Consider the following 25,466-nt stretch of genomic DNA (forward strand, 5'->3'; position numbering starts at 1 on the left):
AATCATGACGCAGTCTAAAACCCTGCTCTTAGGCGTGGGTATCAGCGCCGCAACCGCACCTCAAACGAGCCTCAAGCAATCGCGGCAGTTCTGGACGGAGCTGACAAAACCGTTTGATGGTGCGTTTGCATTTCTGACACTGGAAGATGAGTTCGCACACAAGGGCGGCGATGGGCTGGATGCCATCTTGCTGGCCAACTGGCTTGCACCACGTCTCACCAATATTGGTATCATCGCCGGTGCTCCGGTGAATTTTCTGGAACCGTTTCACGTTTCGACAGCCATTGCGACGCTTGATTATGTCAGCGAAGGGCGCGCTGGACTGCTTGTGCAGCAGCTCACAAAACAGCGCAATCTGGAAGCCAGCAAAGCGCTGGGTGCGTTGAATGGTTATCCTTTGCTTGCTCAACAGGCGCTTAAAACGGACGCCCAGGATGCAATCGAAGTTATCCGCAGGCTTTGGGATAGCTGGGAAGACGATGCCGTTATCCGCGATAAGAAAACGCAGCGTTTTCTTGATGCATCCAAACTGCACTACATCAACTTTGAAAGCGACAATTTCCGAATTCTTGGGCCTTCAATCACCCCGCGTCCACCGCAGGGCCAGCCGATTGTAGCCACCAAACTTTCAAACCTCGATGAGCTGAATGTCGCCCGGAATGCGGATGTGGTGTTTGTTGCAGCGGATGAGCAGCTTATCAGGGCTGCTGGCGCATCCGTGCATGATCGCACAGCGCCGGTTGTCGTCGCCGACATCGCGCTTTCTGACAAGCTAAGTGTTCAGGAAACGATTGATGCCGTTATTGAGAACCAAGCATGGGGCGCTTCGGGCATAAGGTTGCTCTTGTCTGATCCGCAATCGCAAAGCGATTTCGTTCTCAGAGAACTGCTGCCCGCATTGCAGGCTCACAAGCTTGTTCACAACGGCGAAGGCACCACGCTGAGGGCGCGGTTTGGCCTGCCGGAAGCAATCAATCGTTATTCAACAGCCGCTTGAGCGAAGGAACCGGGAAAATGACAAAGCTGAAGCAGGTTATTCTCGGAGCGCAGTTTCCGGGCGTCAACAATTTCACCGTATGGAGTGATCCGGCAGCGGGCAGCCAGATCGAGTTTTCTTCGTTCAAGCATTTTGCTGAAACGGTCGAGCGCGGGAAGTTTGATTTCATCTTTCTTGCGGAAGGCTTGCGCGTGCGCGAGCAAAAGGGAAAGCTTCACGAGCTTGATGTTGCTGGTCGGCCCAATACGCTGGCTATTCTCACCGCACTCTCTGCAATCACCGAAAATGTGGGCCTTATCGGTACGCTAACAACCACATTCAACGAACCCTATGCGCTTGCGCGACAGCTTGCGACTTTTGACACTCTCTCCGACGGGCGTGCAGGCTGGAATGTGGTGACATCACCGGGTGCATTTACTGGCGCGAATTTCCGGCGAGGCGATCATCTGCCCTTCAAGGAACGCTATGAGCGTGCGCGCGAATTTCTTGATGCCGCGCAAAAAATCTGGGCTGGAGGTGATTTTGCTTTCAAGGGCAAGCATTTTGACATTGCTGGTCACTCAGATCTGGCACCGCTACCGCAAGGCGCGCCCGTTATTGCACAGGCTGGCGACTCGCAGGAAGGGCGCGAGCTTGCCGCAAGCCACGCCGATGTCATCTATTCCCGCCATGGCACACTGGAAGCGGGGCAGGAATTTTATCGCGATGTGAAGCAGCGTTTGGCTCATTATGGGCGTAGTCCGGATTCGCTGAAAATCCTGCCGGGCGCCAATTTCGTTTTGGGCGATACGCAGGAAGATGCAGAAGAAAAGCTTCGGGAAATCCGTCTGCAGCAGGTCAGTCCAAGATCGGCAATTACTTTTCTGGAACAGGTATGGAACCGCGATCTTTCAAACTATGATCCGGATGGACCGCTTCCGGAATTGGAGCCGGATGTTGCACACGAGCAATTGGCTCTCGGGCGTGCAACACGTTATGATGACCGCATTGATACGGCGCGTGCGTGGCGCGAGCTCGCTGAACGTGACAAACTCAGCATCCGTGACCTGATTATTAAGGTTACAGCGCGTCAGCAATTTGTTGGCACGCCGCAGACTATAGCGGACGAAATCAACGCCTATGTTCAGGCTGATGCAGCCGATGGGTTCGTGTTTGCGCCGCACCTTACGCCCGGAGGCTTCGACGAATTCGTTGAAAAGGTTGTACCGATCCTTCAGGACAAAGGCGTGTTCCGCAGCGATTATGCCGGAGAAACATTGAAAGATAATCTCGGCGTATCAGCTTAACCGCCAAGAACAATAAGCAGTGGCGCGTAATTGCGCCGTTGCTGGTTCTAATTTTCTACAAAATCAGTCGAATATAGAAAGCGCATTCTCGGCCAATCTGTCGAGCGCTGCTACCGTGTGACGGATTGATAAATCTGGAGTAATAAACAGACATGGGATCAACGGTAACATATCTCCGCGAGAGTATTCCGCAGTATGTTGAAGAGCCTGTAGATATCGAGGTTTCTCCAGGTGAACTCAAGGCCGCTATGCGACAGCTAGCGGGTGGGGTAAGCGTTGTTACAGCGGGGTTTGACGAAGGACGCACGGGCGCAACAGTGACGTCAGCGACGGCACTGTCTGTCGATCCTCCAACAATCATCGTGAACATCAACCGTGGTTCCTCGGTCTGGCCGGTGATCAGCCGTCACAACCATTTTTGCGTCAATATTCTGTCTGCCGGTCAACAGGCCATTGCTGATCGTTTCGCGGGCAAAGATGGTATCAAGGGGGCTGCTCGCTATGATGGTGGTGAGTGGTATGCACTGGAAAGCGGCGCGCTGGCGTTGCATGGCGCGTTGGCCTCGGTCGATTGTGCGGTTGAGGACGTTATTGAGCGCCATACCCACGCTATCATTATCGGACGGGCACTGAAGATTGTGACAGGCGGAGGTGAGCCGCTTCTTTATCACGGTGGCGGTTATCGATTGCTTGGGTTATAAATTTGTTTAAAGTATATATTATCGTAAGCCGAAGAATATATTCTTCGGCTTTTCCTATTTTAGGAATTATTGAAAAATTTAAAAGAAATAATTTTCAACTGTCTATTTAATTTTAAATAATCCCACCACTTTGATCAATAAGTTATTTTAAAGCCGCATTAAAAATTTTTTTTTTTTTCACTGTGCGTCTGCTGAAAAAAAAAAAAAAAAAAAAAAGGAGAGAGAGAGAGAGAGAGAGACAGACAGAGAGAGACCATGTGCTGGATTTTTTTTTTTTTTTTTTTTTTGTTTTTTTTTTTTTTTTTTTTTTTTTTTTTTTTTTTTTTTTTTTTTTTTTTTTTTTTTTTTTTTTTTTTTTTTTTTTTTTTTTTTTTTTTTTTTTTGTGCAAACTGTTAAAGAAAAGAAAAAAAAAGGAAGAAAGGAAGGAGGGAGGAAAAAAAAAAAAAAAAAAAAAAAAAAAAAAAAAAAAAAAAAAAAAAAAAAAAAAAAAAAAAAAAAAAAAAAAAAAAAAAAAAAAAAAAAAAAAAATTTTTTTTTTTTTTTTTTTTTTTTTTATTTTTTTTTTTTTATTTTTTTTTTTTTTTTTTTTTTTTTTTTTTTTTTTTTTTTTTTTTTTTTTTTTTTTTTTTTTTTTTTTTTTTTTTTTTTTTTTTTTTTTTTTTTTTTTTTTTTTTTTTTTTTTGCCACCACCACCCAGGCTGATCACTGTTGTAACAGTGCCACCACCACCACCACCATTTTTTTTTTTTTGTTATTTTTTTTTATTTTTTTTGTTTTTTTTGATTTTATTTTATTCAAGAGCAGAAAATTTTTTTTTTTGTTAGGGGCTGGGTTGGATTTTTTTTTTTTTTTTTTTTTTTTTTTTTTTTTTTTTTTTTTTTTTTTTTTTTTTTTTTTTTTTTTTTTAATTTTTTATTTTTTTTTTGAATCAGGAGGGAGGAGTGAACTGCAGTATGTATTTGTCATTTTTCTTCCTCAGCTGTCAAAGTGAGATGTGGGCATGGCACTCCAGCTTCATGCCAGGGGAGGCTGCTGCTGGAGCTGCAGTGAGCAGCCACCTGTGTGTCTGTCTGGGTCATTGTTGTGGTGATGTGTTCTCATGTCGGTCGGGCACCGAAGAGCAGCACCACCAGGGCATCGAGATGAAAAAGGCGGCGCCCGTCTCCGTTTTGTAACGCTGGGGTTCAATGTGGCGCGTATCCTGCGCAGTCACACGCATGACCACCATTCGACGGGTGATGCCTTGCGCAAGGATGTCGCTCTGTTCGTGGACGAACTCAAGATCATCAATGTCATCCGGCCAAACACAAACACGGATGCATTTGCCGAAAAGATCGTCGCCAATGTCATCACCTGACGCCGTCTATATCTCGTCCAAGGACGATGCGCGGGAGGCTCTGCCCTCCGCGCTTCGCCGTTCGCTATGGCCCTTCGTGGCGGTGATCGCCTGGGCCATCGTGAGTGCTATTTCCGTCTTCCTTCCCAATGTGGTGGTTGGTTTTGCTGAGCCGCTTTATGTTCGTGAAACCAATGGCTTGTTCATCGGCTGGACGATCCTTCTGGCAGTCGGTGCAGCATTGGTTGCGGTCTATCCGGCATTTGGCAAAAGGCTGGTTTACTGGTCGCCATGGCTGACGGCTCTGGCGGTATTTTTTGGTGTTTGGGAATTGCTTACGGCCAAGTTTGCATGGCTCCCTGTGCCGTTTTTCCAGCCGCCTTCGTCTCTGCTCGAAGTCTATCTCGATGATTGGCCGCGTCTGCTCGACAGCCTCTACAACTCGTTCAAGCTGCTGGCTTCGGGTTTTGTGCTTGGTGCGATTGCGGGCTTTCTGACTGGTGTTTCCATCGGCTGGGTACAGGCAATCGGTTATTGGGTTCATCCGGTGTTGCGGTTTCTGGGGCCAATTCCTTCGACTGCACTGCTGCCGATGGCATTCTATTTCTTCCCGTCAGGCTTTTCAGCAGCAGTCTTTCTCATCGCGCTTGCAACATGGTTCCCGCTTACGATTCTGACATGGTCGGGCGTGGCGAGTGTCGATAAAGCCTATTACGATGTTGCCCGCACTTTGGGCGCCAGTCAGTTGTTCCTGATACTGCGTGTCGCAATTCCTGCAGCATTGCCGCATGTTTTTGTCGGTCTTTTCATGGGGTTGGGTGCATCTTTCTCGGTGCTGGTCGCCGCCGAAATGATGGGCGTCAAGTCCGGTCTCGGCTGGTATCTGCAATGGGCACAAGGCTGGGCGGCCTATAACAATCTCTATGGCGCGCTCATCATCATGGCGATTGTGTTTTCCGGTCTGATTACGCTGCTCTTTACGGTGCGTGATCGCGTTCTGACATGGCAGAAGGGGGATGTGAAATGGTGAATGCTGCCCTCAAACAAACGCCTGCCGCCTCTGCTGATGAAAGCCGTGGCTTTCATATTCAGGTTGAGAATGTGAGCCATCGCTTTGGTCTTGAAGGTAAGTCATTGCCGGTTCTCAACCACATCGAGCTTGATGTGAAACCCGGTGAGTTTGTCGCTATTCTGGGCCCATCGGGTTGCGGCAAGAGTACGCTTTTGCGGCTCGCTGCCGGGTTGGAACCGCCAAGCGAAGGGCGGATTTTGGCCGATGGCGAGGAAATCCTCGGACCAAATCCGTCGCGCGTGGTGGTCTTTCAGGACCCCACACTTTATCCGTGGCGAACGGTGCGGGACAACGTGGCTTTGGGGCTTCAGGCGCGTGGCGTGCTGAAAACTCAGGGACACCGGATCGATGAAGCGATTGAGCTGGTGGGATTGTCGGCTTTTGCCAATGCTTATCCGCGCCAGCTTTCGGGCGGCATGGCGCAGCGTGCAGCCTTGGCGCGTGCGCTCGTCAATGATCCGAAATTGCTCATTCTGGATGAGCCATTGGGGAAACTCGATTCCCTGACGCGGCTTGCCATGCAGGCTGAGCTTCTGGATCTTTGGCAGCGCAACGGCTTTACCACACTGCTCGTCACACATGATGTCGAGGAAGCGATTTTCCTTGCGCAGCGGGTCATCATCTTTGGTAACCGTCCGGCAAGCATCGAAGCCGAACTTAAAGTGGATCTCAGCTATCCACGCCATCGCGGCGATCCGCGACTAGCGGAACTGCGCAGGCAGGCGCTTGCGCATCTTGGGCTGGATGCCGACTGGTAAAAACAGGAAAGAAATATGTTCAAAAAAGCAATTCTTACAACGGCCCTTTTATTGGGGTCGATGACGCAACTTTATGCTCATGCTCATCTCGCACAATCCGAGCCAGCCGAAGACGCTGTGCTCAATAAAACGCCTGCCACTGTTTCCATCGAATATACCGAAGCGCTGGAACTCGGCCTTAGCAAACTTGTCCTGAAAGATGAGAGCGGGGCGACTATCGAGACCAGTAAGCCTGAACATATTGACGGCAACACAAAGACGCTCTCGGTCACACCGCCAGCTTTGAAGCCGGGTACTTATACGGTCGAGTGGGGCGCTGCGTCGGTCGATACGCACCGCACCGAAGGCGCGTTCAAATTCAAGATTGCTAATTAAGGTCGCCGGGCGCAATGACTGGAATTGATATCGTCATTGCGCTTGTGCGATGCCTCAATTTTGCGGGCCTTGCGATGCTTGCAGGGGCGATGTTTTTTCGGATATTGCTCGTTCCCAGCACAATAAGCGAAAGCAAACTTGCGGCTTTTGTGAGATTCTGGTGGCTAATTTGCGGCTATTCCGTGGCAATCAGCGCCTTTGGACTGGTTCTGTGGGTGCCACTTCAGTTCTCATTGCTCTCAGGTGCGAATAGTCTTTTCGACGCATTCGCTTTTCTCCCAAGCGGACTTATTGGAACTGCCTTCGGCATTGCATCAGGCCTGCGCGCTTTGGCAATCGTGCTTGCTGCTTTGCTTCTGCCGTACGCGATAAAATCTCAAGCCATCCGTATCATTTTGTTTTTGATCGCTGTTCTGGCGCTTGGTCTTCAGATACGCATGGGACACGCCGCAGCAGCTGAGACTATCTGGCTACCGCTGGCCGTATCAGCGCATGTGATTGCAGGCGCGCTGTGGTTCGGATCGCTCTTGCCGCTCTATCTTCTCTTACGTGTTTCGCGTGTTGAAGGCCTTCAGGCCGCGCGGCGCTTTTCTCTGTTTGGCATTGTTTTTGTTGCAGTTCTTATTGTAGGAGCCACAATTGCCGGATGGCTTTTGACGGGTGGTTTACCGGGGCTGGTTGGTACGACTTACGGCAGGATCATGATCATTAAGGTCGCGCTTCTGGCTGCCATGCTGACACTTGCAGCACTTAATCGCTTCTGGCTGAGCCGTGACGGCAGCAGCGGCAAAGGGCTTCGCTATGCGCTGATCTTTGAAGCAACTATTGGCCTCATGGTGTTTCTCGCAGCATCCCTTCTCGCGACCCAACCACCCGGCGTGCATGAGGACATTATCTGGCCTTTTGCCTATCGTTTGCGCGACAATATTCTGGGTGATGCGTTTCTTGTCGATGCCGCATGGCGCAGCTTCAAGCCACTTCTGCTGGCACTTCTGATCGGTATCGGCTGTCTGTTTCTGCCGAAATGGCGTTGGCCAGCGATCATTGTCGTTGCTGTTACAGGCTTTGCATTGTTTCAGCCACCACGCATCGGATTGTTTGTTCAGGATGCCAATGAAGCAAGTTTTCTGCGCTCGCTCACATCCTATACATCTATCGCAATTGCGCGCGGCGCGGCGGCTTTCGGAGGCAATTGTGCCTCCTGTCATGGCAATGACGGGCGCGGTCGTGGGGAGAAGGCCACTGGCGATCCGGTATGGCCACCAGATCTGACCGCGCCCTTGTTTGCTGACCGTAGTGACGGCGAAATCTTTTGGACAATCATGCATGGCAAGCAGCTGCAAGATGGTCGGCAATCCATGCCCGGTTTTGAAACGGCTTTGGACGCGAAAACCGCATGGTCGATTGTAGACTATATCCGCATGATTGCTTCCACCCGGACGATCAGTTTGCCTGCGCCTGATGGTGAAGTTTATCCGGCTGCGAGCCCACGGATCACGGTCTATTGCGATGAGGAGCGGCATGACGTGGGGCGCCAATCTGACAGCTTTTGGTTGCTTAGTCTTCAGAGTCAGCAGCTGAATGTCTTTGCCGTCGACAACGATGGTGGGGCAAAAAAATGCGATGTTCCCGACCAGACTGCGGCTCTTGCTGTGCAGCTTTTGACACCAACGTCCCAAGAGACAAGCGTTCTCGTGGATCAGAATGGGTGGATACGATTTCGATGGTCAGTGCGTGAAGATTTAAGCTTTTCGACCCTCGCAGCTGCGATCCAGAAGGCTCGCGCGAATCCGGTCAGCTTGTTGAACAAGGGACATCATTCATGATGATCTGAGTGATGCTGACGTGCGGATATAAATGCAAGTTGGTCGTCCGTTATGGAGTAAAAATCTATGAGCCGAATGAACTAAGTGAATAATTTTCTTAATAAAATTCAATATCTGACGAAAATTAAGCGCTGAATATTAATGCTGTCAGTAAGAGGGAGTGGATTGTGGGTAAAATATACAATGGCTTTTCGGAGCTTGTCGGCAATACGCCTCTGGTTTCGTTCGTGCGTTTGCAGAAACTCAATGATCTCTCTGCGCGTATTCTCGCAAAGATCGAGTATCTCAATCCTGCTGGAAGCATCAAAGACCGCACGGCATGGGGGATTATTCGTGATGCCGAACGCGGAGGTCAAATCAAGCCGGGCGATCTTCTGGTAGACCTGACGAGCGGAAATACCGGGATTGGTATTGCGGCCGTTGCTGCCGCAAAGGGCTATCGGACGAAGTTTTATCTGCGTGATACGATCAGCGAAGACAAGATCAATATCCTACGCCAGTTCGGGTCCGAAATTGTGCTGATTGATAATGACGAGCTGCTGGAGCCAGGGGCTCTGCAAAAGGTGCTTGATCGTATTCGCAGCGAAAATCCTGACGCCTACTATACCGGTCAACGGTCCAATCCTGCCAATCCGGCAATCCATTTCGAAACGACCGGTCCGGAAATCTGGCGTGATACGGATGGCGCGGTGGATATTCTGGTGAGCACCGTGGGTACGGGGGGCACCATTTCCGGCGCGGGTAAATATCTCAAGGAAAAGAAGCCTTCTCTTCGTGTCATTCTGGTGGAGCCAACGGCAGATTCAGTGCCTTCAATCGATAATCCGCGAGCAGAGACTATTGAAGGCGTCCATAAAGTCACTGAGATCGATGAGACCATTCTGCCAGAGAATTACGACAAGGCTATTGTCGATGAAATCGTTGCCGTGACGACAGAGCAAGCCCGGCGTGCGGCGCTTTCAGTTGCAAGGGAAGAGGGCTTTTTGGTTGGCACGTCTTCCGGGGCGGCCATTGCTGCGGCCCTTCAAATCGCGAAGCGCCCGGAGAATGCGGGAAAGACCATCGTTGCCGTTCTGCCCGATAGCGGAGAGCGCTATTTGTCGCTGTTTCAAGAACCAGTCATAGCGGATTAGCGGCTGGTTCGACTATTATTGAATGCAAAAGAAAATAATGAGCAAGTAAACAATATTATATAATTTATATTATTTCTTCTGGTCAAATCTATAGAATATAATTTTGTTGAGATGTGTGATTATATCAATTTTGAATATTATTATATAAAATATTATTTGTCATATATTTTACAATAATTAGATATAATTGCCTTAATCGGATTATCTCTCTGAAATAGAACGATTTTGTTTATTGTTAGTGGGGATAATTATGATTCTGAAAAACACTGTAATCGGTTCGGCATTTGCTGTTCTCGGGGTGACGAATGCAAATGCGGCCGATGCAATCGTCGCGCCGGAACCAGAAGCTGTAGAATATGTCCGCGTCTGCGATGCTTATGGAGCGGGTTATTTCTACATTCCGGGCACTGAAACTTGCCTGCGTATCCATGGTTATGTTCGTTATGACCTGAGGGGAGGTGATAACGTCTACTACCGTGGTGCAGGCATCAGCCGTGCTCCGGACGGAAGTGCCTATAATCTGAGCCCGCGCGGCAAATCTTACGATACCTGGACCAACAACACACGTTTCACATTGCGCACATCGACGGCTTCGGAAACCGAACTCGGCACGCTTTCGACCTTTACCGAAACGCGCTTTAACTTCGGCAATGGCGTGGATGCCGGCACCACCCTCAACCGCGCTTACATTCAGCTGGGCGGCTTTCGCGTTGGTCTGGATGACACGGCATTTTATACCTTCACTGGATATTTCGGTGATGTGCTGAATGACGACGTTATCAGCGCCGGTGGCTATCGCACCAACCAGATCAGCTACACTTTCAAGGGCGGAAACGGCTTTTCGGCCATCATCGCGCTTGAGCAGGGTAATAATGTTGATGTCGACTGGAATGGCGTAATCGATGATTACACACCACATGTGGTCGGTGGTTTGAAATATGCGCAGAGTTGGGGGTCGATTGCCGGTGTCGCCGCCTATGATGCCGTCAACGAAGAGTGGGCCGGGAAGGTTCGTCTCGATGTCAATGTAACTGAACAGTTCTCTCTCTGGCTGCTCGGCGCATATAAGTCGAATGATGATCACTATGTCCACTACGATGCTGGAGGTACTGTCGTCCATGACGGTGGTAGCAGCACCTATCGCGGTGTGCGTGTCATCGACAGTTTCTATGGAACATGGGGCGGCGACTGGGCAGTCTGGGGTGGTGCCAAGTTCAAAGCCACCAGCAAGGCAGTCTTTAACGTTCAGCTGGCCTATGAAGACGCCAAGACCTTCGCAGCCAGTGCAAACGTTGCCTATCAGCTGGTTCCGGGTTTCACCATCACACCACAGGTTTCCTACACCAAATGGGATGACAAGAACTCGATCCTTAAAGGTCAGGACGCCTGGCAGGGTGTGGTCCGCTTCCAGCGTTCGTTCTGATCTGGCAGTGAAATCAGTTTTCACACTGTGAGTAATGAAGTGGCGGCTTTGGTCGCCACTTCTCGTATGGGGCTTTTTTCCATTAATCGCGATCTATCAAATACCGATATTTCTGATTTCTGCGCATGAATAGCTTGAAGTGCCTCGTTTCTGCCGCGCGTTAGAGGCTACAATCGATGTCAGCCCTTAAATCGTAAATGTCATTGATAGGAGATGTGATTATGATGCAAGCGCAGTCAGACTATCAGCATTCTTCATCACCGAGCTATGCCGACAGCGGGAAAGCGCGAGGGACGATTGCGTCACTATTGGCTGCAGTTGAAACCGCCAAGCAGGCGGCAAATGAGAGCTTGCGCCGTGCTCAGTCCGCTCCACTGCCGCATATCGCTGATAATACAATTTTCATTGCTCTGTTTGAACGTCATTTATCTGATCGTGAAGTTTTGTTTTCAAAAATCCGGCAGCTTGACGATGCAAAGGCGTCTTTGCGGGCTTGAGCATGACGGCATATTCATTTCATAATGATCGGGTTTCATGGTCCGGCGCGAAGTGAGTTTGAACGGGAAGAAGTGCATTGACTGATTTTACATCCAGAATGACGCTGACTGAAGAATTGGTTTCGCTAAGCATTCGGGCGGAAGTAGATCGAGGGCCGGAGCCGAACAAAGCTCCGATGACCGATCTTGATGTGCAAAAACTTTCTGAAAAACTATATCTTGAAAGCGGTGAAGATCCATTGTGGGTGTTTGCTTATGGCTCGCTGATCTGGAAACCTGATTTCAATGCTGTCGACTGGCGTTATGGTGGATTGAGAGGCTGGCACAGGTCGTTTTGCTTGCGGCTGACACGCTGGCGCGGCACACAAAGCCAGCCGGGTTTGATGCTTGCTTTAAGGCGAGGTGGCAGTTGTAATGGGATCGCTTTTCGGCTCTCTGACGAAGACAGATTGGGTCAGATTCAACGTATGATCCGCCGCGAGATCAGCTCGATTAGCGATGCATCGAGCATTCGCTGGGTATTTCTTGAAACACCTGAGGGGCCTGTAAGGGCGCTTACATTCTGGGCGGGCCCCCGCGGAGACCGTGTGTTGAACGGTTTGCCGCTTGAGACAGTGGCCCGAACTCTGGCGCGTGCCTGTGGGCACATTGGTTCCTGCGCAGAATACCTCTATCTTACAGTCAAGCATCTGGAAGAAAAGGGCATCCGCGACCGCAATCTATGGAAGCTTCAGGAGCTCGTCGCGACGGAAATTGCCGAACTTTACGAGTTGAACAAGCCAGCATCCGCCAAGTCGCATTCGGGCAATCTGTGTGTCTCTCACTGAACCGCTTCGCACTTTTCGGATGCGCTCCAGATAAAATCCATCAGCTGACTGAATGTGACATTTGGTCAGTTGTAAAAGACTATTAATCCGCTCGATTTAGTGCAAATGCACAATCTACCAAATCGGCGGAGGGTTGCATGCTTACGAAAAAGGGGAAATACGGCCTAAAGGCGTTGGCACACCTTGCTTTGCTTCCTCCAGGTGAGAGCGCATTTGTTGCGGAAATTGCAGCCAAGAACAATATTTCAAAGAAATTTCTGGATGCGATCCTGCTGGAGTTGCGCAACGACGGTATTTTGCGTTCAAAGAAAGGGCCGGGTGGCGGTTATAGTTTGGCAAAACCAGCCAGCGAAATCACGATCGGCCAGGCCGTCCGCGTTCTGGATGGACCGCTGGCACCTATCCGTTGTGCCAGTCGCACCGCTTATGAACCTTGCGAAGATTGCGAGGATCACAAGGCATGTCAGGTTCGCCGTTCCATGTTGCTTGTCCGCGAGGCAATCGTCGGCGTTTTGGATGCCATGACCCTCGACCAATTTGCGCTAAATGGCGGGCTTGAGGATGATGGCACTGCGCCTGAATGGGCCAAACTCACGGCATAACGACCGATTACTTGCGATACACGATTTTGTAAGTCAGGCTACCATCCGTGACTTCTTCAATCTCAATAACAATATCGCGTATTTCAATGGTCTTCTGATCTTGCGGGAAAGATGAAGTCTGTCCTGTCGCAGGGGAGTTCAAATCTGCGATTGAGTAGCCGCGGACCTCAAACTGCATTTCGCCATTTTCGATCCCGAGAAAAGCAATATCGTAGATCGTTCCGCTTTCATCCGGGCTGTATTCATTTGTATCAGGAAGCTGCAATCCCTTGCCGTAATCGCGCGGTGGGATGATCGGATTGCCAGACAGAATGAATTGAGAACGTCCGAACGTGTCTGTTTCGGGTGCAGGCTGCTCTTGTATTTCCGCCTGCACGACCACCGTTTCAGCTCCTGCGGCAGGCCCCGCGTTTCCAATGGCAACGAAGGAGATTGCGAAAGCTGCATTGATGGTTGATGCCATGACAAGTGCGCGCAGTGTTCGGTTCATTTCAGATGCTTTCTTAGTTTTGGTCTAATGCCTGCACTACTGGAAAGCATTGATGACGGCTCGCAATAGATAATTGGAACTTCCGCATCTTCAGCCAGAACGAAAGCAATCATTCGCTATCGCATTACAAACATTCCCAGATGAGTCAATTGTCTGCTCTGTGGACAATACTGAATTGACCTCTCTCCGATCTTCCGTCTAGTGTTCGCTAATGTAAGGCAATTCGTGCCGATCCGATTCAACCGGGTCGAAACGGCTCCAGGAAAGATGTCTGATGAACTCAGTATGGACCAAGTGGCTTATTAGTATCGTGTTTGGCGTTCTATTGGCACGTTTTGGTTTTGGCCTCCTGGCTCCGTTAGCAATGGCCTTTTTCCCAGCCCAGATGGACACCGTAACCACTGCAACAGCCAATGCAGACGGTCTTAATAGTGCAATTATCATCACTATACTTGTGCAGGTTTTGGTGGTGGTTGTGGGCGCTATTTGGTTGTCCCGATTTACAACCCGCAAACTTCAAATTGGTTGGGGCTGCTTTGTGCTGGGAGCTGTTATCCTCCTCGGTTTGCTCGCGACGGTATTTGTATCTGGTTCAGAGATGCAGGAAGGAGCGAATCTCGTAGCGTCAGGTCGTAACGATGCAGCTACGGCATTTTTGTTCTGGTTGTTCGTCCTTGTATTGCCAATGGCAATCGGTGGCGGAATATTGACGGTCATCGGTTGGGTGATGATCTCAAAAGGGCGGCGCGAGTTGCAACATAGATAGTCCGGTTCTCCAAATCGTAGATTGAGGGCCAATTTATTGGGTGGTAATCCACCATCTGCTTAGGCGAATGAGCAATTACTGATTGACATCAATCTGTTGAATCGTATTGCAATAAACGAGTTGAATGGCAGATCATAGTTTTGGGCGCCTTGCTATCCGCGATAAGTGCCGCGCCATATTGATGACATTAGCGGAATGGGGACTTTCGAATGCGTCTTTTGGGTGCGGTTTTTTTCGCGAGTTTTATCGCGTCCAATCTTCCTGCCCATGCCGAATTTGAGAGGGAACTCGGCCCGCTTGCCTCAGCTGTATCCTCGCAGATTGTTCAGGGATGGACTGGTTCCGCCAATGACGGTTGGTTCGTTCTCAACAACCAGCAGTCCAGCGGTACTGAGCAGACACTGGTCGTCAATGCCGGACCCGCGCCCGAAGCCGGACGCGCAACGAAGGTAACGATTGCAGTTAACTCATCCAAATCAGGCGCCTCGCTGGGGCTGGTTGCATCAAACCCAGCCAATAAAGCGATCTGTCTGATGGAGGTCGTCGCAGATAAGAGCGTTAAGCTGTTCTGCATGGAAAATGGTCAGCAGCGCAATATTGCAACTATACCGAATGTAGCCAGGCTCGACGGTACCGATGTCATCGAGATGATCGATGTTCCCGGCGTGACACGCTTCCTTCTGAATGGAAGAATGATCGGCGACGTTCAGGGTTCACCGGCCCTCGGCGCACAAATCGGCGTAATGGCTTACGATATTGGAATGTTCGGGATCGCTAATTTCAGCATCACGTCTGACGGCGAGAACGTCCCGACGCAACCAATTGTTGGAAGCGGGCAGGGTGGCGGTTCGGCACCACAGACAGCTGATACCGGTTCCCAACCAGCACCGCAAACGACCGGCAATGGTTCTCAACCTGCATCAGGTGCGGCAGGAGTTTCTGGTCCTCTGCCCGACTTTGGCGGGGATGGGGGGCGTATCGCATCAGTTTATTACGGACTGGTGCGCAGCATCTTTGCGCATGAATTTGGACATGCGTTGATTGGGGAATTGCAACTCCCATCGACCGGCCCTGAAGAGGATGCTGTCGATATCTATTCCGCTTTGCAAATTGTCGAACCGACAATGTATCCGTCCGGTGATAAAGAAATCGACGACATGGCAATTGGCAGCGCAAGCTATGCGGCATTGCAGTGGTATTATAGCGGCAAAATCAACGAGATGAAGGGCAGTTCGCCTTCTCCATGGCAGGATGAGCACACGGCCGATCTTAAGCGCTTTCGCAATATGCTTTGCATTATGTATGGCGGCAACCCGAAAGTTTTCAGCTCGATTGCCGATGGGGTGAAGCTGGATGAGCGCACGCGTTTTCGTTGTTCGGATGAATTCAACAAGCAAAATCGCGCATGGCGCAAAATCCTCGCCCCTCACACGCGTTCCGGCGAATGGCACCCGGAAGGCGAACAACCGGCAAATGCCCCGGGCGCAACAATCAAGACGGTCTTTCAGCCTTCTTCGCGCAGAGTGGGCGATTTCTACGCCACAAAGCTCTCGACTGCTTTGACAGGTTATTTCGATGGCTTGTCCCAGACCTATGTGCTGCCAAGACCCATAACGGTCACGTTCCGTGACTGTGATCAGCTGAATGCATGGTACGACCCGAAAGAGGGTTCGATTACCATGTGTTATGACCTGTTCGAACATCTGGCGGTTATGATTTCTGACGTTGAGACAGGAAGTGCGCAGGGAGATGCTGCAGGACAGCCAACCAATGCATCCGCGCCAGCTTCAGGCGGTGCGGCAGGTGCGACTCTGGATGAACTGCGTGATGACGGCGTGGCTGCAAGCATGGTGCTGTTCCAGTCGCCATATACCGGGCCAACGCCCAGCAAGCATGCCAAAGCAACGATTATCACCACCGTTGAAGTTGTGAAGATCATCGCGAACGGACGTAAAACTCTTTTCGTTGATACCAGCGGTTTGCAGGAAACCATGCAGAACGCCTATTCTCTCGTAGATGCCGGGCGCGATGGCAGCGTTACAGATAGTCTGCAGCAGGCGCTGGATGAGTGGCTCAACGAGAAGGCTGGTGGTGACAGAAGTGTTGGCGTGGTGTTTTTCGGCAAGGGCATGAATGACCGTTCGTCCTATAATGCTGCACTGCGTTCAGCTATGCTCGGCTGGACTACTTTCTGGTATCGCGGTGGACTCGAAGCATGGACGGGAAATGGTTTGCCCGTGAGCAAGTAACTGCTGCGGGTTGATTGTTGATAACCACTGATGCAATGGTTGTAACTATATTGCATCAGTGGAAATGAACGAATGAACGAGCTTAAAGCCCTCAAGACGTTTCTACTGGCCGCTGAGAAGCGTAATTTTGCGCAGGTTTCGCGAGAGCTGGATATGACGCCGGCTTCCGTCACACGGACAATCGCAGCACTTGAAGAAGAGCTGGGCGTCCAGCTTTTCGTGCGCACGACACGGCAAGTCTCGCTGACCACTGATGGGGCTGTGTTTGCAGCCCGTATCGAGCCAGCGGTCACGGCGCTGGAGGTGGCTCGGCTGGAACTGATGAATGTTCATAAGGCCGATCAGGGACGTTTGCGGATCAATGCGCCGATGTCGCTTGGTCAGCAGGTGTTGCCGCAAATACTTTCTGCATTTCGTGAGCTCTATCCCAGGATTGAAATAGAATTGTCATTGACCGATCAGATGCTGGATATGGTCGAGCAGGATTTTGATCTCGCGATCCGCATTTCAGGCGCACCGTCTGATAAATTTACAATCTGGCGCAAGATTAGTGCGATCAAGCGCATTCTGGTTGCGGCCCCCGGTACGGTTTTCGTCGATGTTAAGCATCCGACCGAGCTGACCGTTGATGGTTGCTTAGGTTATAGTTTTCAAAGTCGCCGCGAAAACTGGATTTTGTCTGATGGAAGTTCGACGGTCAATATTTCCGCCGGACGTATGATAAGCGCGAATAATGGTGAAGTGCTGGCCAATATGGCGGCCGACGGGGCAGGAGTCGCAATACTGCCTGTCTTCATTGTGGCTGAACATCTGCGCACCGGACGGCTCGTGCAGATTTTGCCGGAATGGTCGCCGCCGCAGCTCTGGCTTACTCTTTATTATCCGCCATTCCAGAAACTGCCGCCACGTATTGCGGCATTTTCGGATTTCTTTGAGCGGGAAATCAAAGCGATCATTACACGGATGGAATAATAGGCGCTTCCCCACAAACAACAAAAGGCGGAGCCTGAAGAGGCTTCGCCTTTTTGTATTGGACCTGCTTCCGCGGGTCTTAGTTCTGGAAGCTTGATGGGGACGCATCACCGAAACGATGAGCGGAGCCGTCCTGATAGGTGGTTGTCTGGCCGATTGAAGCGGTTGCAGTGTTATCAACCTGCTGGGTTGCAACTGGCGTGCGGTCATTTGCATAAAGATCGGCAGGTTCACCAACATGTGGATTTTCAGCGAGTGCTGCACCGGCGCTAAGGGCAACGGCTACGGCAGCAAGAGCAAACTTCTTCATTTTTCTATTCCTTCTAATCGCCCCTTTGGATGGCATCAGTGCTTCCGGGGACACCGGGGTGACACCAATGCCATCCACCGGGGAGATAACTGGGGTGCCGTTCGGATTATTCCGTCAGGCGGGATTGTTTTGAGCGCATCCCGAAAAGTGTGAAGCGGTTTTCGGATAAGATGCGCGCATTAAAAGTCGGGCTTAGTTCTGGAAGCTCGAAGGCGATGCATCACCGAAGCGATGAGCCGAACCATCCTGGAACGACGACTGGCCGATGGAAGCGGTTGCAGTGTTATCAACCTGCTGGGTTGTAACGGGTGTACGGTCGTTTGCATAAAGATCGGCAGGGGTGCCAACATTTGGGTTTTCAGCGAAAGCGGCACCGGCGCTAAGGGCAACGGCTACGGCAGCAAGAGCAAACTTTTTCATTTTCTATCTCCTTGGTTTTGTGAAGCGACGGTTTGTTCGTCGTTTCGATGAGCAAGAGATAGGCCTTTCCATCGGCCGCGCCTAGACAGCATATGGTTCACAGAATGTATCGCAAAATGTGAACAATAAAGCCTTGAAACGGGCTGAGTGTCCAATATGACACGATTTATTCAAGTATATGTGAACACTATGAGGCCGAAAAATGGCTGTTAAGCACACGCGGAACAACTCGGGTTACAGCCACGCGGCAGGAATGCTTGCCGCATCTTTTTTAAGTTTTCCGAACTAAGCTCAAGTTTGAGACTAATGGGCACTGGGGAGCGCAAACATGAATGCGGGTGTGGAACGCGGCGAATTCGTAAGTTTGATTGCGCCAATTCTGGAGCCGATGGCGTCTGCTCTTGAATTTTTTGGTGTGGCAGTGATCCTGATCGGTGTCGCCGTTGCAACGCTTGGTTATCTTAAAGACGTGTTCGTACTTTCGGGCGAGAAAGCCTATACGCGCTATCGCGCCAATCTTGGTCGCGGCATTCTGCTCGGCCTCGAAATCCTGATCGGTGCGGATATCATCGCTACCATTATTTCCCCGCTTACATGGGAAAGTGTTGGCCTGCTGGGCCTGATCGTTCTGATCAGAACCTTCCTCAGCTTTTCACTGGAAGAGGAAATCGATGGTGAGTGGCCATGGAAACGTCGCCTCCGCGACAGGACTATCGCAAGCGGCGATTAAGTTTCGCTCATAGGGTATTTCTATCCGATGGGCGTCAATTCGCGTGAAAGCCTGTTCATGCTTTCCGCACCGCTTTCTGTAATCAGAAATTGTTCTTCAATCATCAGAGCACCGAGCCCGTTAGCATAGAACGGGGTTTCCAGAGCCAACACCATGTTTGGTTCAATCAGCATTTCGTTGCTGCTTGAGATGAAAGGCCATTCTTCAATGCCAACGGCCGCACCCACCGAGTGACCAAAATGGCCGCGATAATATTCGCTGAAACCGCTCTGCCGCATGGTGCCAAGCATCGCAGCATGAACATCGCAGAACCGCGTTCCGGGCTTTAACAATGCTTCGCCCACGGCAAAGCTCTCCTGCAACACCTTGTAGATCTCACTCGCAAGCGGATCAGGCTGGCCGCAGACATAAGTGCGCGCACCATCCGACGAATAGCCGTTGATGAGGGTGCCGACATCGGCTTTCACAAGATCACCTTCTTTGAGCTCGGCCTTCATGTCCTGAAGATCAGGGCCCGTCGAGATATAAGCCCAATGCCCGGAAAGAGCCTGACCATTCCGGCTGGCTTCCTGTGTTGCTCCATCAAGCCAGGCTGCCGAAAGCGCATTCAGGCTGGAACCGCGTCGGGCGGTTTTCAGCATATTTTCCAGCCCGCTTTCCGCATAGTGTGCTGCATTGCGCAGATACTCGATTTCATGAGTATTCTTGATGAGGCACAAGCGCTTGACGAGAGTTGATGCATCCCGCCAGTCAACTGATGGAAGCGCTTTTTTGAGAGCCGCAAAATCAGCCGCCGGCATGAACTCCAGATCAATACCGATCTTTGCTTTGGAAAGTCCGCGCTCTGCCAGTAGTTCGCCTAGAAGCCTGAAAGCTGCATCCTGATCGAAAGTTTCAGCACGCGGGCCGACATTGTTTGCCTGCCTGTAGGCTGCATTGATATCTTCAATTGTCCTGGCATTTTCGACCATAACCATGTCGATCCAGATGCGGTGTGTGCGGAAATCAATCCTGTCGCCAAGATGCGCTGCCGCAGCATAGGCATGATCGCTGATGACGGCACCGAGTTTTGCCTTTTCATCGGCTGGCACCAGCGCAATTGCCGAACCCGCCCGACCCCACATCGTCGCAACACCGGCTGCAACACCGGTTGCATAGCGGAAGTTTTCAGGTTGAAACAGCACAAGTGCATCAAGCCCTTCCGCTTCGAGAAGAGACTGGGTTCTACCGCGATTGATCTGGCTCATTATGTTCTCTCAATGCCACCGGGCCGTGATGGGGCTTCGCGAAGCCTTTGGTTTGTCGTCGTCTATATAAGACTGGGCTGCTTGGTAACTCAATTTTTAAAGTTGGGTGGATATCAGTCTATCGTGAAGGATAAATCATCTACCAATTTTATTTATTATAGAATAATCTTCTAAAGAATCCCCGTATAGCACAGCTCCGCCGCTTATCGAGGCTCAGACGGTCGCTGTATAACCTGTATCAACTGAGGCCCTTATGGCGACCTCGAAGCAGGAGAATAAAATGAGCGGTTTGACCATTCTTAATCGCAAAATGAAGTTGAGTAACTGGGGCCTGACCACGGCGCTGACCGTTGCGCTCGCATTCGGTTCGTTCGCTCAGGCGCACGCACAAGAAAGCGACCCGGACGCCACTATCAATATCGGATCGCTCTATGAGCCGCAGAACCTCGACAACACTGCAGGCGCAGGGCAGGGCATTAACGAGGCCTTCAACGGCAATGTTTATGAAGCATTGTTCCGTCTGGATGACGATGGCAAGGTTGAGCCAGTTCTTTCGAAGGAATACACCGTCAGCGACGATGGCCTGACCTATACGTTCAAGCTTCAGCCGGGCGTCAAATTCCATTCAGGCGCGCCGCTGACCTCGAAGGACGTCAAGTTCTCCATCGAGCGTGTTGCAGCGCCTGAATCCAAAAGCTCGCGCAAAAGCAGCCTCAAGACCATTGTTGGCGTCGAAACACCGGATGATGAAACAGTCGTCGTCAAGCTTTCGTCCCGCTCGATCTCGCTGCCATACAATCTCAGCTATGTCTGGGTCGTGAATGACGAAGCGACTGACTTCCAGTCGAAGGAAGACGGTACTGGACCTTATGCGCTGGAAGATTGGCGCCGCGGTTCATCGCTCGCCATCAAGCGCTTTGATGGTTACTGGGGCACCAAGCCGAAAAATGAAGAAGTTGTCTTCCAGTATTTCACCGATGCGAGCGCGCTCAACAATGCGCTTCTGACAGGCTCGGTTGACATCATCACCTCGGTTCAGAGCCCGGATTCGCTGGCGCAGTTCAAGGATAATCCTGATTTCACCGTCAGTGAAGGGAAGTCCACGACCAAGCTGCTTCTCGCTTATAACGACCGTGTTGCGCCTTTCGACAATGTGAAGGTTCGTAAGGCACTGGCGCGTGCCATCGACGACAAGAAGCTGCTGAATGCCGTTTGGGGCGACTATGGCACGCTGATTGGCTCGTTTGTTCCGCCAACAGATCCGTGGTATGTCGATTTAACCGGTGTGGATGCCTATAATCCTGAAAGCGCCAAGGAGCTCTTGAAGGAAGCAGGCTATCCGGATGGCTTCAGCTTCACCATCGATACACCGAATTACGATCCGCACCCGATTGCCGCGCAGTTCATCCAGAGCGAACTGGCAAAGATCGGCGTGAAGGTGAACATCAACATCATCACGGCCAATGAATGGTACACAAAGGTCTATAAGGCGCATGATTTCCAGGCGACTTTGCAGGAGCATGTGAACCACCGTGATATCGTGTTTTATGGTAATCCGGATTTCTATTGGGGCTATAACAACCCGAAGGTTGTTGATCTGATCAAGGAAGCCGAAGCCAGCTCCACGACCGATGAACAGACGGCCAAGCTGACCGAAGCCAACAAGATCATTGCAGAAGATGCAGCCAGCAACTGGTTTTATCTCTATCCGCAGATCGTGGTCTCAAAAAAGTCGGTTACCGGCTATCCGGTTAATGGCCTGAACTCGCAGTTCTTTGCCTATGATATTGTGAAATCAGCAGACTAATCGGTTGTCTATAATTAAGAACTGATGCTCGACAGAGAGCGCCGCCTGAATTATTTTCCGGCGGCGTTATAGCATTTTTGAGTGGCTAAAAACTGCTCCTCATGCCCGAGAGGTATTCGCCATTCTTGCCTATATTCTGCGCCGTTCGGCCATTCTGATCCTGTCGGTATTTATTGCAGCTATCGTTCTGTTTTTGCTGCTGCGCCTTTTGCCGGGCGATCCGGCAAATGCGCTCGTATCAGTTGGTGCGGATGCCGCACAGATTGAAGCTGCGCGCAAGCAGGTCGGGTCCGATCTCCCGCTTTATCAGCAATTCACACAGTTCATCGGCTCACTTGTGCGCTTTGATCTCGGCAATTCCTTTGTCAGCGGTGCGCCTGTTCTGACCGAAATCGGCAAACGCCTGATCGTGACGCTGCCACTGACACTGATGGCTTTTGTGCTCGCAATCATCATCGCCGTGCCGCTCGGCATCCTGTCTGTTGTGCGTCAGAAAACCTGGTATGGCTCGATCATTTCAGTGATCTCACAGTTGGGCATCGCAGTGCCTGTTTTCTGGATCGGCATTCTTCTGGTGTGGGTGTTCGCGGTGAAACTGCGCATGTTTCCATCGGGCGGCTTTCCATCGCGTGGATGGCAATCAGCACCTGCTGCATTTCAGTCGCTGACATTGCCTGTCATCACCATTGCCATTGTCATGTCGGCATCGCTTATCCGCTATGTTCGTTCGGCAACGCAGGACGTTCTGGGCAGCGATTATCTGCGCACGGCGCGCGCGCTGGGCTCTACGTTCTCGCAAGCGCTGATCCGCCATGGCATCCGCAATGGCGCGGTGCCGGTGATCTCCATCCTTGGCATCGAACTCGCCTCTACGCTTCTCGGCGCTGTGGTGGTGGAACGCGTTTTCTCGCTCCCTGGCCTCGGCTCCATGCTGCTTTTGGGTATTGAGCAGCGTGATTATCCTAACGTGCAAGGCGTCTTGTTTGTCTCGACGCTTCTGGTTCTTCTGGTGGGCTTCGCTGCCGATCTGGTGCAACGTTTGATCGATCCGCGATTGCGCAGCAGGTCTGCGGGAGGCCGCGCATGAGCAGCATCACCACAACTTCGCAACGTTTCCGATTACCTTGGCCGCTCGTAGTGGGTGGTATCCTTGTCGGTATGCATGTCGTTGTAGCCCTGCTTACCCTGTTCTGGACGCCTTACGGCGCCGGCGATATGGTTGGCGGACGGCTGGCAGCGCCATCATGGGAGCACTGGGCAGGCACGGATCGCCTCGGTCGCGATCTGATGACGCAGATCATGGTCGGCTCGCGTATCGCGCTTTTTGTCGGGCTTGGAGCCGTCACCATCAGCGCTGTGATTGGCGTCACCATCGGGGTTCTGGCCGCTTTTGCGACGCAGACACTCGACGATATGCTGGCTGCAACGCTCGATATTCTGATTGCCTTCCCGACATTGTTGCTCGCTATGCTGATCGTCGCTTCAAGCGATGGCGCAAGCCTTTCGACCGCTATTCTCGCAATCGGCATTGCGGCATCAGCCATCGTCGCGCGATTGACCCGCATTCTCGCCAAACGCGTTCTGGCGATGGATTATGTTACGGCGTCGCGCATTTCCGGCACTTCGTGGCTCGGTGTCGTTCGTATCCATGTGCTGCCGAACATCTGGCCGACACTGATTGTCAATTTCGCGCTGCAGTTCGGGCTTGCTGTAATCGCCGAAGCTTCATTGTCTTATCTTGGGCTTGGCGCGCCACCACCAAATGCATCCTGGGGACGGTTGCTGCAGGAAGCGCAGGCTTCGGTTTATACAGCTCCCTTCGGTGCAATCGCACCGGGTCTGGCACTCGTTTCGCTCGTCATCGGGCTTAATCTTTTTGCAGATGGCTTGCGCGATGTGGCCGATCCAACGCGGAGGAGGCAACGATGAGCCCATTGCTGAACGTTGAAAATCTTGCGATCGAAACAGCAGGCCGCGTTCTCGTTTCAGGCGTGTCTTTTTCGGTTGCGCAGGGCGAACGCGTCGGCTTGATCGGTGAATCCGGCTCAGGCAAATCACTGACAGCATTGGCGGTGATGGGACTGCTTGCCGACGGAATGAAAGCAACCGGCTCGATCACGCTCGATGGTCATGAGATTATCGGTGCACGGGACCGTGCGCTTGTTCCGCTGCGCGGGCGAAGTGTCGCTACCGTCTTTCAGGAACCGATGACCGCGCTTGATCCGCTGATGCGCATTGGCAAACAGGTCGCAGAAGTGGTGCAGCGCCGCGCATCGCGCGATGGCCGCAAGCTTGGCAAAGCGGAACTCAAACGCGAGGTTATCGGGCTTCTGGAACGCGTTTCCCTCCCGGAACCGACCCGCATTGCGCGCTCATGGCCGCATGAAATTTCAGGGGGCCAGCGGCAGCGCGCAGCCATTGCCATGGCGCTTGCCTGTCGTCCGAAGCTGCTGATCGCCGACGAGCCGACAACAGCGCTCGATGTGACGACGCAGGCGGAAATCCTCAAGCTGCTTGAGCAACTCGTTCACGATGAAGGCATGGGGCTTTTGTTCATCAGCCATGATCTGCCGGTTGTCGCAAGCATTGCCGAACGGGCACTCGTGCTCAGACATGGCAACTTGATAGAGCAGGGGCCAGTGACCGCACTTTTTGCAAAGCCGGTAGAAGACTATACCAAGGGACTGGTTGCTGCCGCGCGTGCCTTCGACGCTGCATTGGAGGTGGCGCGATGAGCCTCATTGATTTATCCAACGTATCCTTTGCCTATAGTGGCGGCAAAACCGTGCTGCATGGCATTGACCTCACGCTTGAGAGCGGCAGCAATCTTGGCATTGTGGGTGAATCGGGCTCCGGCAAGACAACCATGCTCAAACTGCTGCTTGGATTGCAGGTTGCAACGTCCGGCGATGTAAATTTTCGCGGCCAGAAGCTCAACATCAAAGACCGCAGTTTTATGCGCGGCTTTCGTCGCTCGGTACAGGCGGTTTTTCAGGACCCTTACTCCTCGCTTGATCCGCGCCAGCGCGTGTTCAACATCATTGCTGAACCGCTGCGCTCGCTGAAAATCGAGACGAACATTGCGCAGGCTGTCGCGCAGGCACTGGCTGCCGTTGATCTGCCAGAAGATGCAGCCACACGTTATCCGCACGAGTTTTCCGGCGGTCAGCGTCAGCGTATCGCAATTGCGCGGGCGATCGTCGCCAATCCCGATCTCATCATTGCCGATGAAGTGGTAAGCGCACTCGACCTCACGACCCGTGCTCGCATTATCGAACTGATGCAAACTTTGTCAAAGCGCACGACTTTCGTGGTTGTTTCACACGATATTGCACTTGTGGCTTTGCTTTGTGAAAGACTGATCGTGCTTGAAAAGGGCAGGATCGTTGAACAGGGCAATACGCGCGACATTCTTGCCAATCCGCAACATGGCTATACGCGAAAACTGCTGGCAAGTTTGCCGCGAATGCCAAGAGAATCGTGACTTAGTTATGGCTCGGAGGAGGGGATTTCGAGCCTGATCACGGTTTTGTGCATATGAGAAAATATGAAATTAAATCGCAAGTTTTAGCGATATTCTGAACAATTTATCTCATTGAATTCATTATTCTATTAGAAAATTTTTCGATATGTAGCGACGC

The 25,466-nt window shown here is 51.4% G+C and carries 26 protein-coding genes; 22 read left to right on the forward strand and 4 right to left on the reverse strand.

Going from position 1 to position 25,466, the window contains the following annotated elements; genetic code table 11:
- Window positions 1-4 precede the first annotated feature (4 nt).
- From ACSME1_RS16955 to ACSME1_RS17015, 13 genes are all read left to right on the forward strand, one after another.
- Window positions 5-997 (forward strand): LLM class flavin-dependent oxidoreductase, encoded by a 993-nt coding sequence (locus tag ACSME1_RS16955; RefSeq protein ID WP_105706353.1) that lies wholly within the window; start codon window positions 5-7, stop codon window positions 995-997.
- A gap of 17 nt (window positions 998-1,014) precedes the next feature.
- Window positions 1,015-2,283, forward strand: coding sequence for an LLM class flavin-dependent oxidoreductase (locus ACSME1_RS16960; protein WP_024900070.1), 1,269 nt, complete (start codon window positions 1,015-1,017; stop codon window positions 2,281-2,283).
- A gap of 152 nt (window positions 2,284-2,435) precedes the next feature.
- Entirely contained in the window at window positions 2,436-2,984 is a 549-nt protein-coding gene (locus ACSME1_RS16965) for a flavin reductase family protein (RefSeq protein WP_024900071.1), read from the forward strand.
- 1,100 nt (window positions 2,985-4,084) lie between these two features.
- Window positions 4,085-4,342, forward strand: a complete 258-nt coding sequence (locus tag ACSME1_RS16970) for a hypothetical protein (RefSeq protein WP_435655054.1) — start codon at window positions 4,085-4,087, stop codon at window positions 4,340-4,342.
- A complete protein-coding gene (locus ACSME1_RS16975) occupies window positions 4,329-5,351 on the forward strand; it encodes an ABC transporter permease (RefSeq protein WP_024900073.1) in 1,023 nt (340 codons plus the stop codon). Before ACSME1_RS16970 ends, ACSME1_RS16975 begins: the two co-directional genes overlap by 14 nt.
- Window positions 5,345-6,151, forward strand: a complete 807-nt coding sequence (locus tag ACSME1_RS16980) for an ABC transporter ATP-binding protein (protein ID WP_024900074.1) — start codon at window positions 5,345-5,347, stop codon at window positions 6,149-6,151. The genes ACSME1_RS16975 and ACSME1_RS16980 overlap by 7 nt, the downstream gene beginning before the upstream one ends.
- A 15-nt stretch (window positions 6,152-6,166) precedes the next feature.
- Window positions 6,167-6,526 carry a copper resistance CopC family protein gene (locus ACSME1_RS16985; RefSeq protein ID WP_024900075.1) on the forward strand — a complete coding sequence of 120 codons (360 nt, stop codon included), beginning with the start codon at window positions 6,167-6,169 and terminating at the stop codon, window positions 6,524-6,526.
- A gap of 14 nt (window positions 6,527-6,540) precedes the next feature.
- On the forward strand, window positions 6,541-8,352 hold the full coding sequence (locus tag ACSME1_RS16990) for a CopD family protein (RefSeq protein ID WP_105706350.1): 1,812 nt from the start codon (window positions 6,541-6,543) through the stop codon (window positions 8,350-8,352).
- A 167-nt stretch (window positions 8,353-8,519) separates the two neighbouring features.
- Window positions 8,520-9,485 (forward strand): PLP-dependent cysteine synthase family protein, encoded by a 966-nt coding sequence (locus ACSME1_RS16995; RefSeq protein WP_105706349.1) that lies wholly within the window; start codon window positions 8,520-8,522, stop codon window positions 9,483-9,485.
- Window positions 9,486-9,735: 250 nt separating this feature from the next.
- On the forward strand, window positions 9,736-10,908 hold the full coding sequence (locus tag ACSME1_RS17000) for a porin (RefSeq protein ID WP_105706347.1): 1,173 nt from the start codon (window positions 9,736-9,738) through the stop codon (window positions 10,906-10,908).
- Window positions 10,909-11,129: 221 nt separating this feature from the next.
- On the forward strand, window positions 11,130-11,405 hold the full coding sequence (locus ACSME1_RS17005; protein WP_024900079.1) for a hypothetical protein: 276 nt from the start codon (window positions 11,130-11,132) through the stop codon (window positions 11,403-11,405).
- Between the two features lie 98 nt (window positions 11,406-11,503).
- On the forward strand, window positions 11,504-12,232 hold the full coding sequence (locus ACSME1_RS17010; RefSeq protein ID WP_165902920.1) for a gamma-glutamylcyclotransferase: 729 nt from the start codon (window positions 11,504-11,506) through the stop codon (window positions 12,230-12,232).
- Between the two features lie 137 nt (window positions 12,233-12,369).
- Complete coding sequence (locus ACSME1_RS17015) at window positions 12,370-12,834, forward strand: RrF2 family transcriptional regulator (RefSeq protein WP_024900081.1); 465 nt, start codon at window positions 12,370-12,372, stop codon at window positions 12,832-12,834.
- 7 nt (window positions 12,835-12,841) lie between these two features.
- Here the strand turns inward: ACSME1_RS17015 and ACSME1_RS17020 are convergent, their stop codons facing one another.
- The gene (locus tag ACSME1_RS17020) at window positions 12,842-13,324 is read right to left on the reverse strand and encodes a hypothetical protein (RefSeq protein WP_051514972.1); all 483 of its coding nucleotides are present in this window, start codon (window positions 13,322-13,324) and stop codon (window positions 12,842-12,844) included.
- Window positions 13,325-13,598: 274 nt separating this feature from the next.
- On the opposite strand from ACSME1_RS17020, the gene ACSME1_RS17025 reads away from it, so the two are divergent.
- From ACSME1_RS17025 to ACSME1_RS17035, 3 genes are all read left to right on the forward strand, one after another.
- Window positions 13,599-14,090 (forward strand): hypothetical protein, encoded by a 492-nt coding sequence (locus tag ACSME1_RS17025; protein WP_024900082.1) that lies wholly within the window; start codon window positions 13,599-13,601, stop codon window positions 14,088-14,090.
- Between the two features lie 209 nt (window positions 14,091-14,299).
- Window positions 14,300-16,339 (forward strand): DUF4344 domain-containing metallopeptidase, encoded by a 2,040-nt coding sequence (locus ACSME1_RS17030; RefSeq protein ID WP_105706344.1) that lies wholly within the window; start codon window positions 14,300-14,302, stop codon window positions 16,337-16,339.
- Window positions 16,340-16,411: 72 nt separating this feature from the next.
- Window positions 16,412-17,311 (forward strand): LysR family transcriptional regulator, encoded by a 900-nt coding sequence (locus ACSME1_RS17035; protein WP_024900084.1) that lies wholly within the window; start codon window positions 16,412-16,414, stop codon window positions 17,309-17,311.
- Between the two features lie 79 nt (window positions 17,312-17,390).
- Here ACSME1_RS17035 and ACSME1_RS17040 read toward each other — a convergent pair whose 3' ends face one another.
- Both ACSME1_RS17040 and ACSME1_RS17045 read right to left on the reverse strand, forming a co-directional pair.
- A complete protein-coding gene (locus tag ACSME1_RS17040) occupies window positions 17,391-17,621 on the reverse strand; it encodes a hypothetical protein (protein WP_024900085.1) in 231 nt (76 codons plus the stop codon).
- 192 nt (window positions 17,622-17,813) lie between these two features.
- Window positions 17,814-18,041: a hypothetical protein gene (locus ACSME1_RS17045; protein ID WP_024900086.1), complete on the reverse strand. Its 228-nt coding sequence runs from the start codon at window positions 18,039-18,041 to the stop codon at window positions 17,814-17,816.
- Window positions 18,042-18,369: 328 nt separating this feature from the next.
- Between ACSME1_RS17045 and ACSME1_RS17050 the strand changes: the two genes are divergently transcribed.
- The gene (locus tag ACSME1_RS17050; protein ID WP_105706342.1) at window positions 18,370-18,771 is read left to right on the forward strand and encodes a DUF1622 domain-containing protein; all 402 of its coding nucleotides are present in this window, start codon (window positions 18,370-18,372) and stop codon (window positions 18,769-18,771) included.
- Window positions 18,772-18,791: 20 nt separating this feature from the next.
- Here ACSME1_RS17050 and ACSME1_RS17055 read toward each other — a convergent pair whose 3' ends face one another.
- Window positions 18,792-20,018: a M24 family metallopeptidase gene (locus ACSME1_RS17055; RefSeq protein ID WP_105706337.1), complete on the reverse strand. Its 1,227-nt coding sequence runs from the start codon at window positions 20,016-20,018 to the stop codon at window positions 18,792-18,794.
- A 280-nt stretch (window positions 20,019-20,298) separates the two neighbouring features.
- Here ACSME1_RS17055 and ACSME1_RS17060 point away from each other — a divergent pair, with 280 nt between their 5' ends.
- From ACSME1_RS17060 to ACSME1_RS17080, 5 genes are all read left to right on the forward strand, one after another.
- Window positions 20,299-21,825 (forward strand): ABC transporter substrate-binding protein, encoded by a 1,527-nt coding sequence (locus tag ACSME1_RS17060; protein WP_100557048.1) that lies wholly within the window; start codon window positions 20,299-20,301, stop codon window positions 21,823-21,825.
- Window positions 21,826-21,961: 136 nt separating this feature from the next.
- Window positions 21,962-22,912: an ABC transporter permease gene (locus ACSME1_RS17065; protein WP_282183931.1), complete on the forward strand. Its 951-nt coding sequence runs from the start codon at window positions 21,962-21,964 to the stop codon at window positions 22,910-22,912.
- Complete coding sequence (locus tag ACSME1_RS17070) at window positions 22,909-23,754, forward strand: ABC transporter permease (RefSeq protein ID WP_105706333.1); 846 nt, start codon at window positions 22,909-22,911, stop codon at window positions 23,752-23,754. The genes ACSME1_RS17065 and ACSME1_RS17070 overlap by 4 nt, the downstream gene beginning before the upstream one ends.
- Window positions 23,751-24,560, forward strand: coding sequence for an ATP-binding cassette domain-containing protein (locus tag ACSME1_RS17075; protein ID WP_105706331.1), 810 nt, complete (start codon window positions 23,751-23,753; stop codon window positions 24,558-24,560). Before ACSME1_RS17070 ends, ACSME1_RS17075 begins: the two co-directional genes overlap by 4 nt.
- A complete protein-coding gene (locus tag ACSME1_RS17080; protein WP_105706329.1) occupies window positions 24,557-25,309 on the forward strand; it encodes an ABC transporter ATP-binding protein in 753 nt (250 codons plus the stop codon). The genes ACSME1_RS17075 and ACSME1_RS17080 overlap by 4 nt, the downstream gene beginning before the upstream one ends.
- The last annotated feature ends 157 nt before the right edge of the window (window positions 25,310-25,466 follow it).

Source organism: Brucella pituitosa (assembly GCF_965577835.1).
In the GTDB taxonomy this organism is placed as follows: Bacteria; Pseudomonadota; Alphaproteobacteria; order Rhizobiales; family Rhizobiaceae; genus Brucella; species Brucella pituitosa.

Bases quoted from the DNA above. Each gene is read 5' to 3' on its own strand.
- ACSME1_RS17035 (WP_024900084.1), top strand. From the start codon at position 16,412: ATGAACGAGCTTAAAGCCCTCAAGACGTTTCTACTGGCCGCTGAGAAG.
- ACSME1_RS17020 (WP_051514972.1), bottom strand. From the start codon at position 13,324: ATGAACCGAACACTGCGCGCACTTGTCATGGCATCAACCATCAATGCA.
- ACSME1_RS16990 (WP_105706350.1), top strand. From the start codon at position 6,541: ATGACTGGAATTGATATCGTCATTGCGCTTGTGCGATGCCTCAATTTT.
- ACSME1_RS17015 (WP_024900081.1), top strand. From the start codon at position 12,370: ATGCTTACGAAAAAGGGGAAATACGGCCTAAAGGCGTTGGCACACCTT.
- ACSME1_RS17040 (WP_024900085.1), bottom strand. From the start codon at position 17,621: ATGAAGAAGTTTGCTCTTGCTGCCGTAGCCGTTGCCCTTAGCGCCGGT.
- ACSME1_RS17000 (WP_105706347.1), top strand. From the start codon at position 9,736: ATGATTCTGAAAAACACTGTAATCGGTTCGGCATTTGCTGTTCTCGGG.
- ACSME1_RS17010 (WP_165902920.1), top strand. From the start codon at position 11,504: ATGACGCTGACTGAAGAATTGGTTTCGCTAAGCATTCGGGCGGAAGTA.
- ACSME1_RS17025 (WP_024900082.1), top strand. From the start codon at position 13,599: ATGAACTCAGTATGGACCAAGTGGCTTATTAGTATCGTGTTTGGCGTT.
- ACSME1_RS17080 (WP_105706329.1), top strand. From the start codon at position 24,557: ATGAGCCTCATTGATTTATCCAACGTATCCTTTGCCTATAGTGGCGGC.
- ACSME1_RS16955 (WP_105706353.1), top strand. From the start codon at position 5: ATGACGCAGTCTAAAACCCTGCTCTTAGGCGTGGGTATCAGCGCCGCA.
- ACSME1_RS17075 (WP_105706331.1), top strand. From the start codon at position 23,751: ATGAGCCCATTGCTGAACGTTGAAAATCTTGCGATCGAAACAGCAGGC.
- ACSME1_RS17060 (WP_100557048.1), top strand. From the start codon at position 20,299: ATGAGCGGTTTGACCATTCTTAATCGCAAAATGAAGTTGAGTAACTGG.
- ACSME1_RS16975 (WP_024900073.1), top strand. From the start codon at position 4,329: ATGTCATCACCTGACGCCGTCTATATCTCGTCCAAGGACGATGCGCGG.
- ACSME1_RS16960 (WP_024900070.1), top strand. From the start codon at position 1,015: ATGACAAAGCTGAAGCAGGTTATTCTCGGAGCGCAGTTTCCGGGCGTC.
- ACSME1_RS17005 (WP_024900079.1), top strand. From the start codon at position 11,130: ATGATGCAAGCGCAGTCAGACTATCAGCATTCTTCATCACCGAGCTAT.
- ACSME1_RS17045 (WP_024900086.1), bottom strand. From the start codon at position 18,041: ATGAAAAAGTTTGCTCTTGCTGCCGTAGCCGTTGCCCTTAGCGCCGGT.
- ACSME1_RS17050 (WP_105706342.1), top strand. From the start codon at position 18,370: ATGAATGCGGGTGTGGAACGCGGCGAATTCGTAAGTTTGATTGCGCCA.
- ACSME1_RS16965 (WP_024900071.1), top strand. From the start codon at position 2,436: ATGGGATCAACGGTAACATATCTCCGCGAGAGTATTCCGCAGTATGTT.
- ACSME1_RS17030 (WP_105706344.1), top strand. From the start codon at position 14,300: ATGCGTCTTTTGGGTGCGGTTTTTTTCGCGAGTTTTATCGCGTCCAAT.
- ACSME1_RS16985 (WP_024900075.1), top strand. From the start codon at position 6,167: ATGTTCAAAAAAGCAATTCTTACAACGGCCCTTTTATTGGGGTCGATG.
- ACSME1_RS17070 (WP_105706333.1), top strand. From the start codon at position 22,909: ATGAGCAGCATCACCACAACTTCGCAACGTTTCCGATTACCTTGGCCG.
- ACSME1_RS16970 (WP_435655054.1), top strand. From the start codon at position 4,085: ATGTCGGTCGGGCACCGAAGAGCAGCACCACCAGGGCATCGAGATGAA.
- ACSME1_RS17055 (WP_105706337.1), bottom strand. From the start codon at position 20,018: ATGAGCCAGATCAATCGCGGTAGAACCCAGTCTCTTCTCGAAGCGGAA.
- ACSME1_RS16980 (WP_024900074.1), top strand. From the start codon at position 5,345: ATGGTGAATGCTGCCCTCAAACAAACGCCTGCCGCCTCTGCTGATGAA.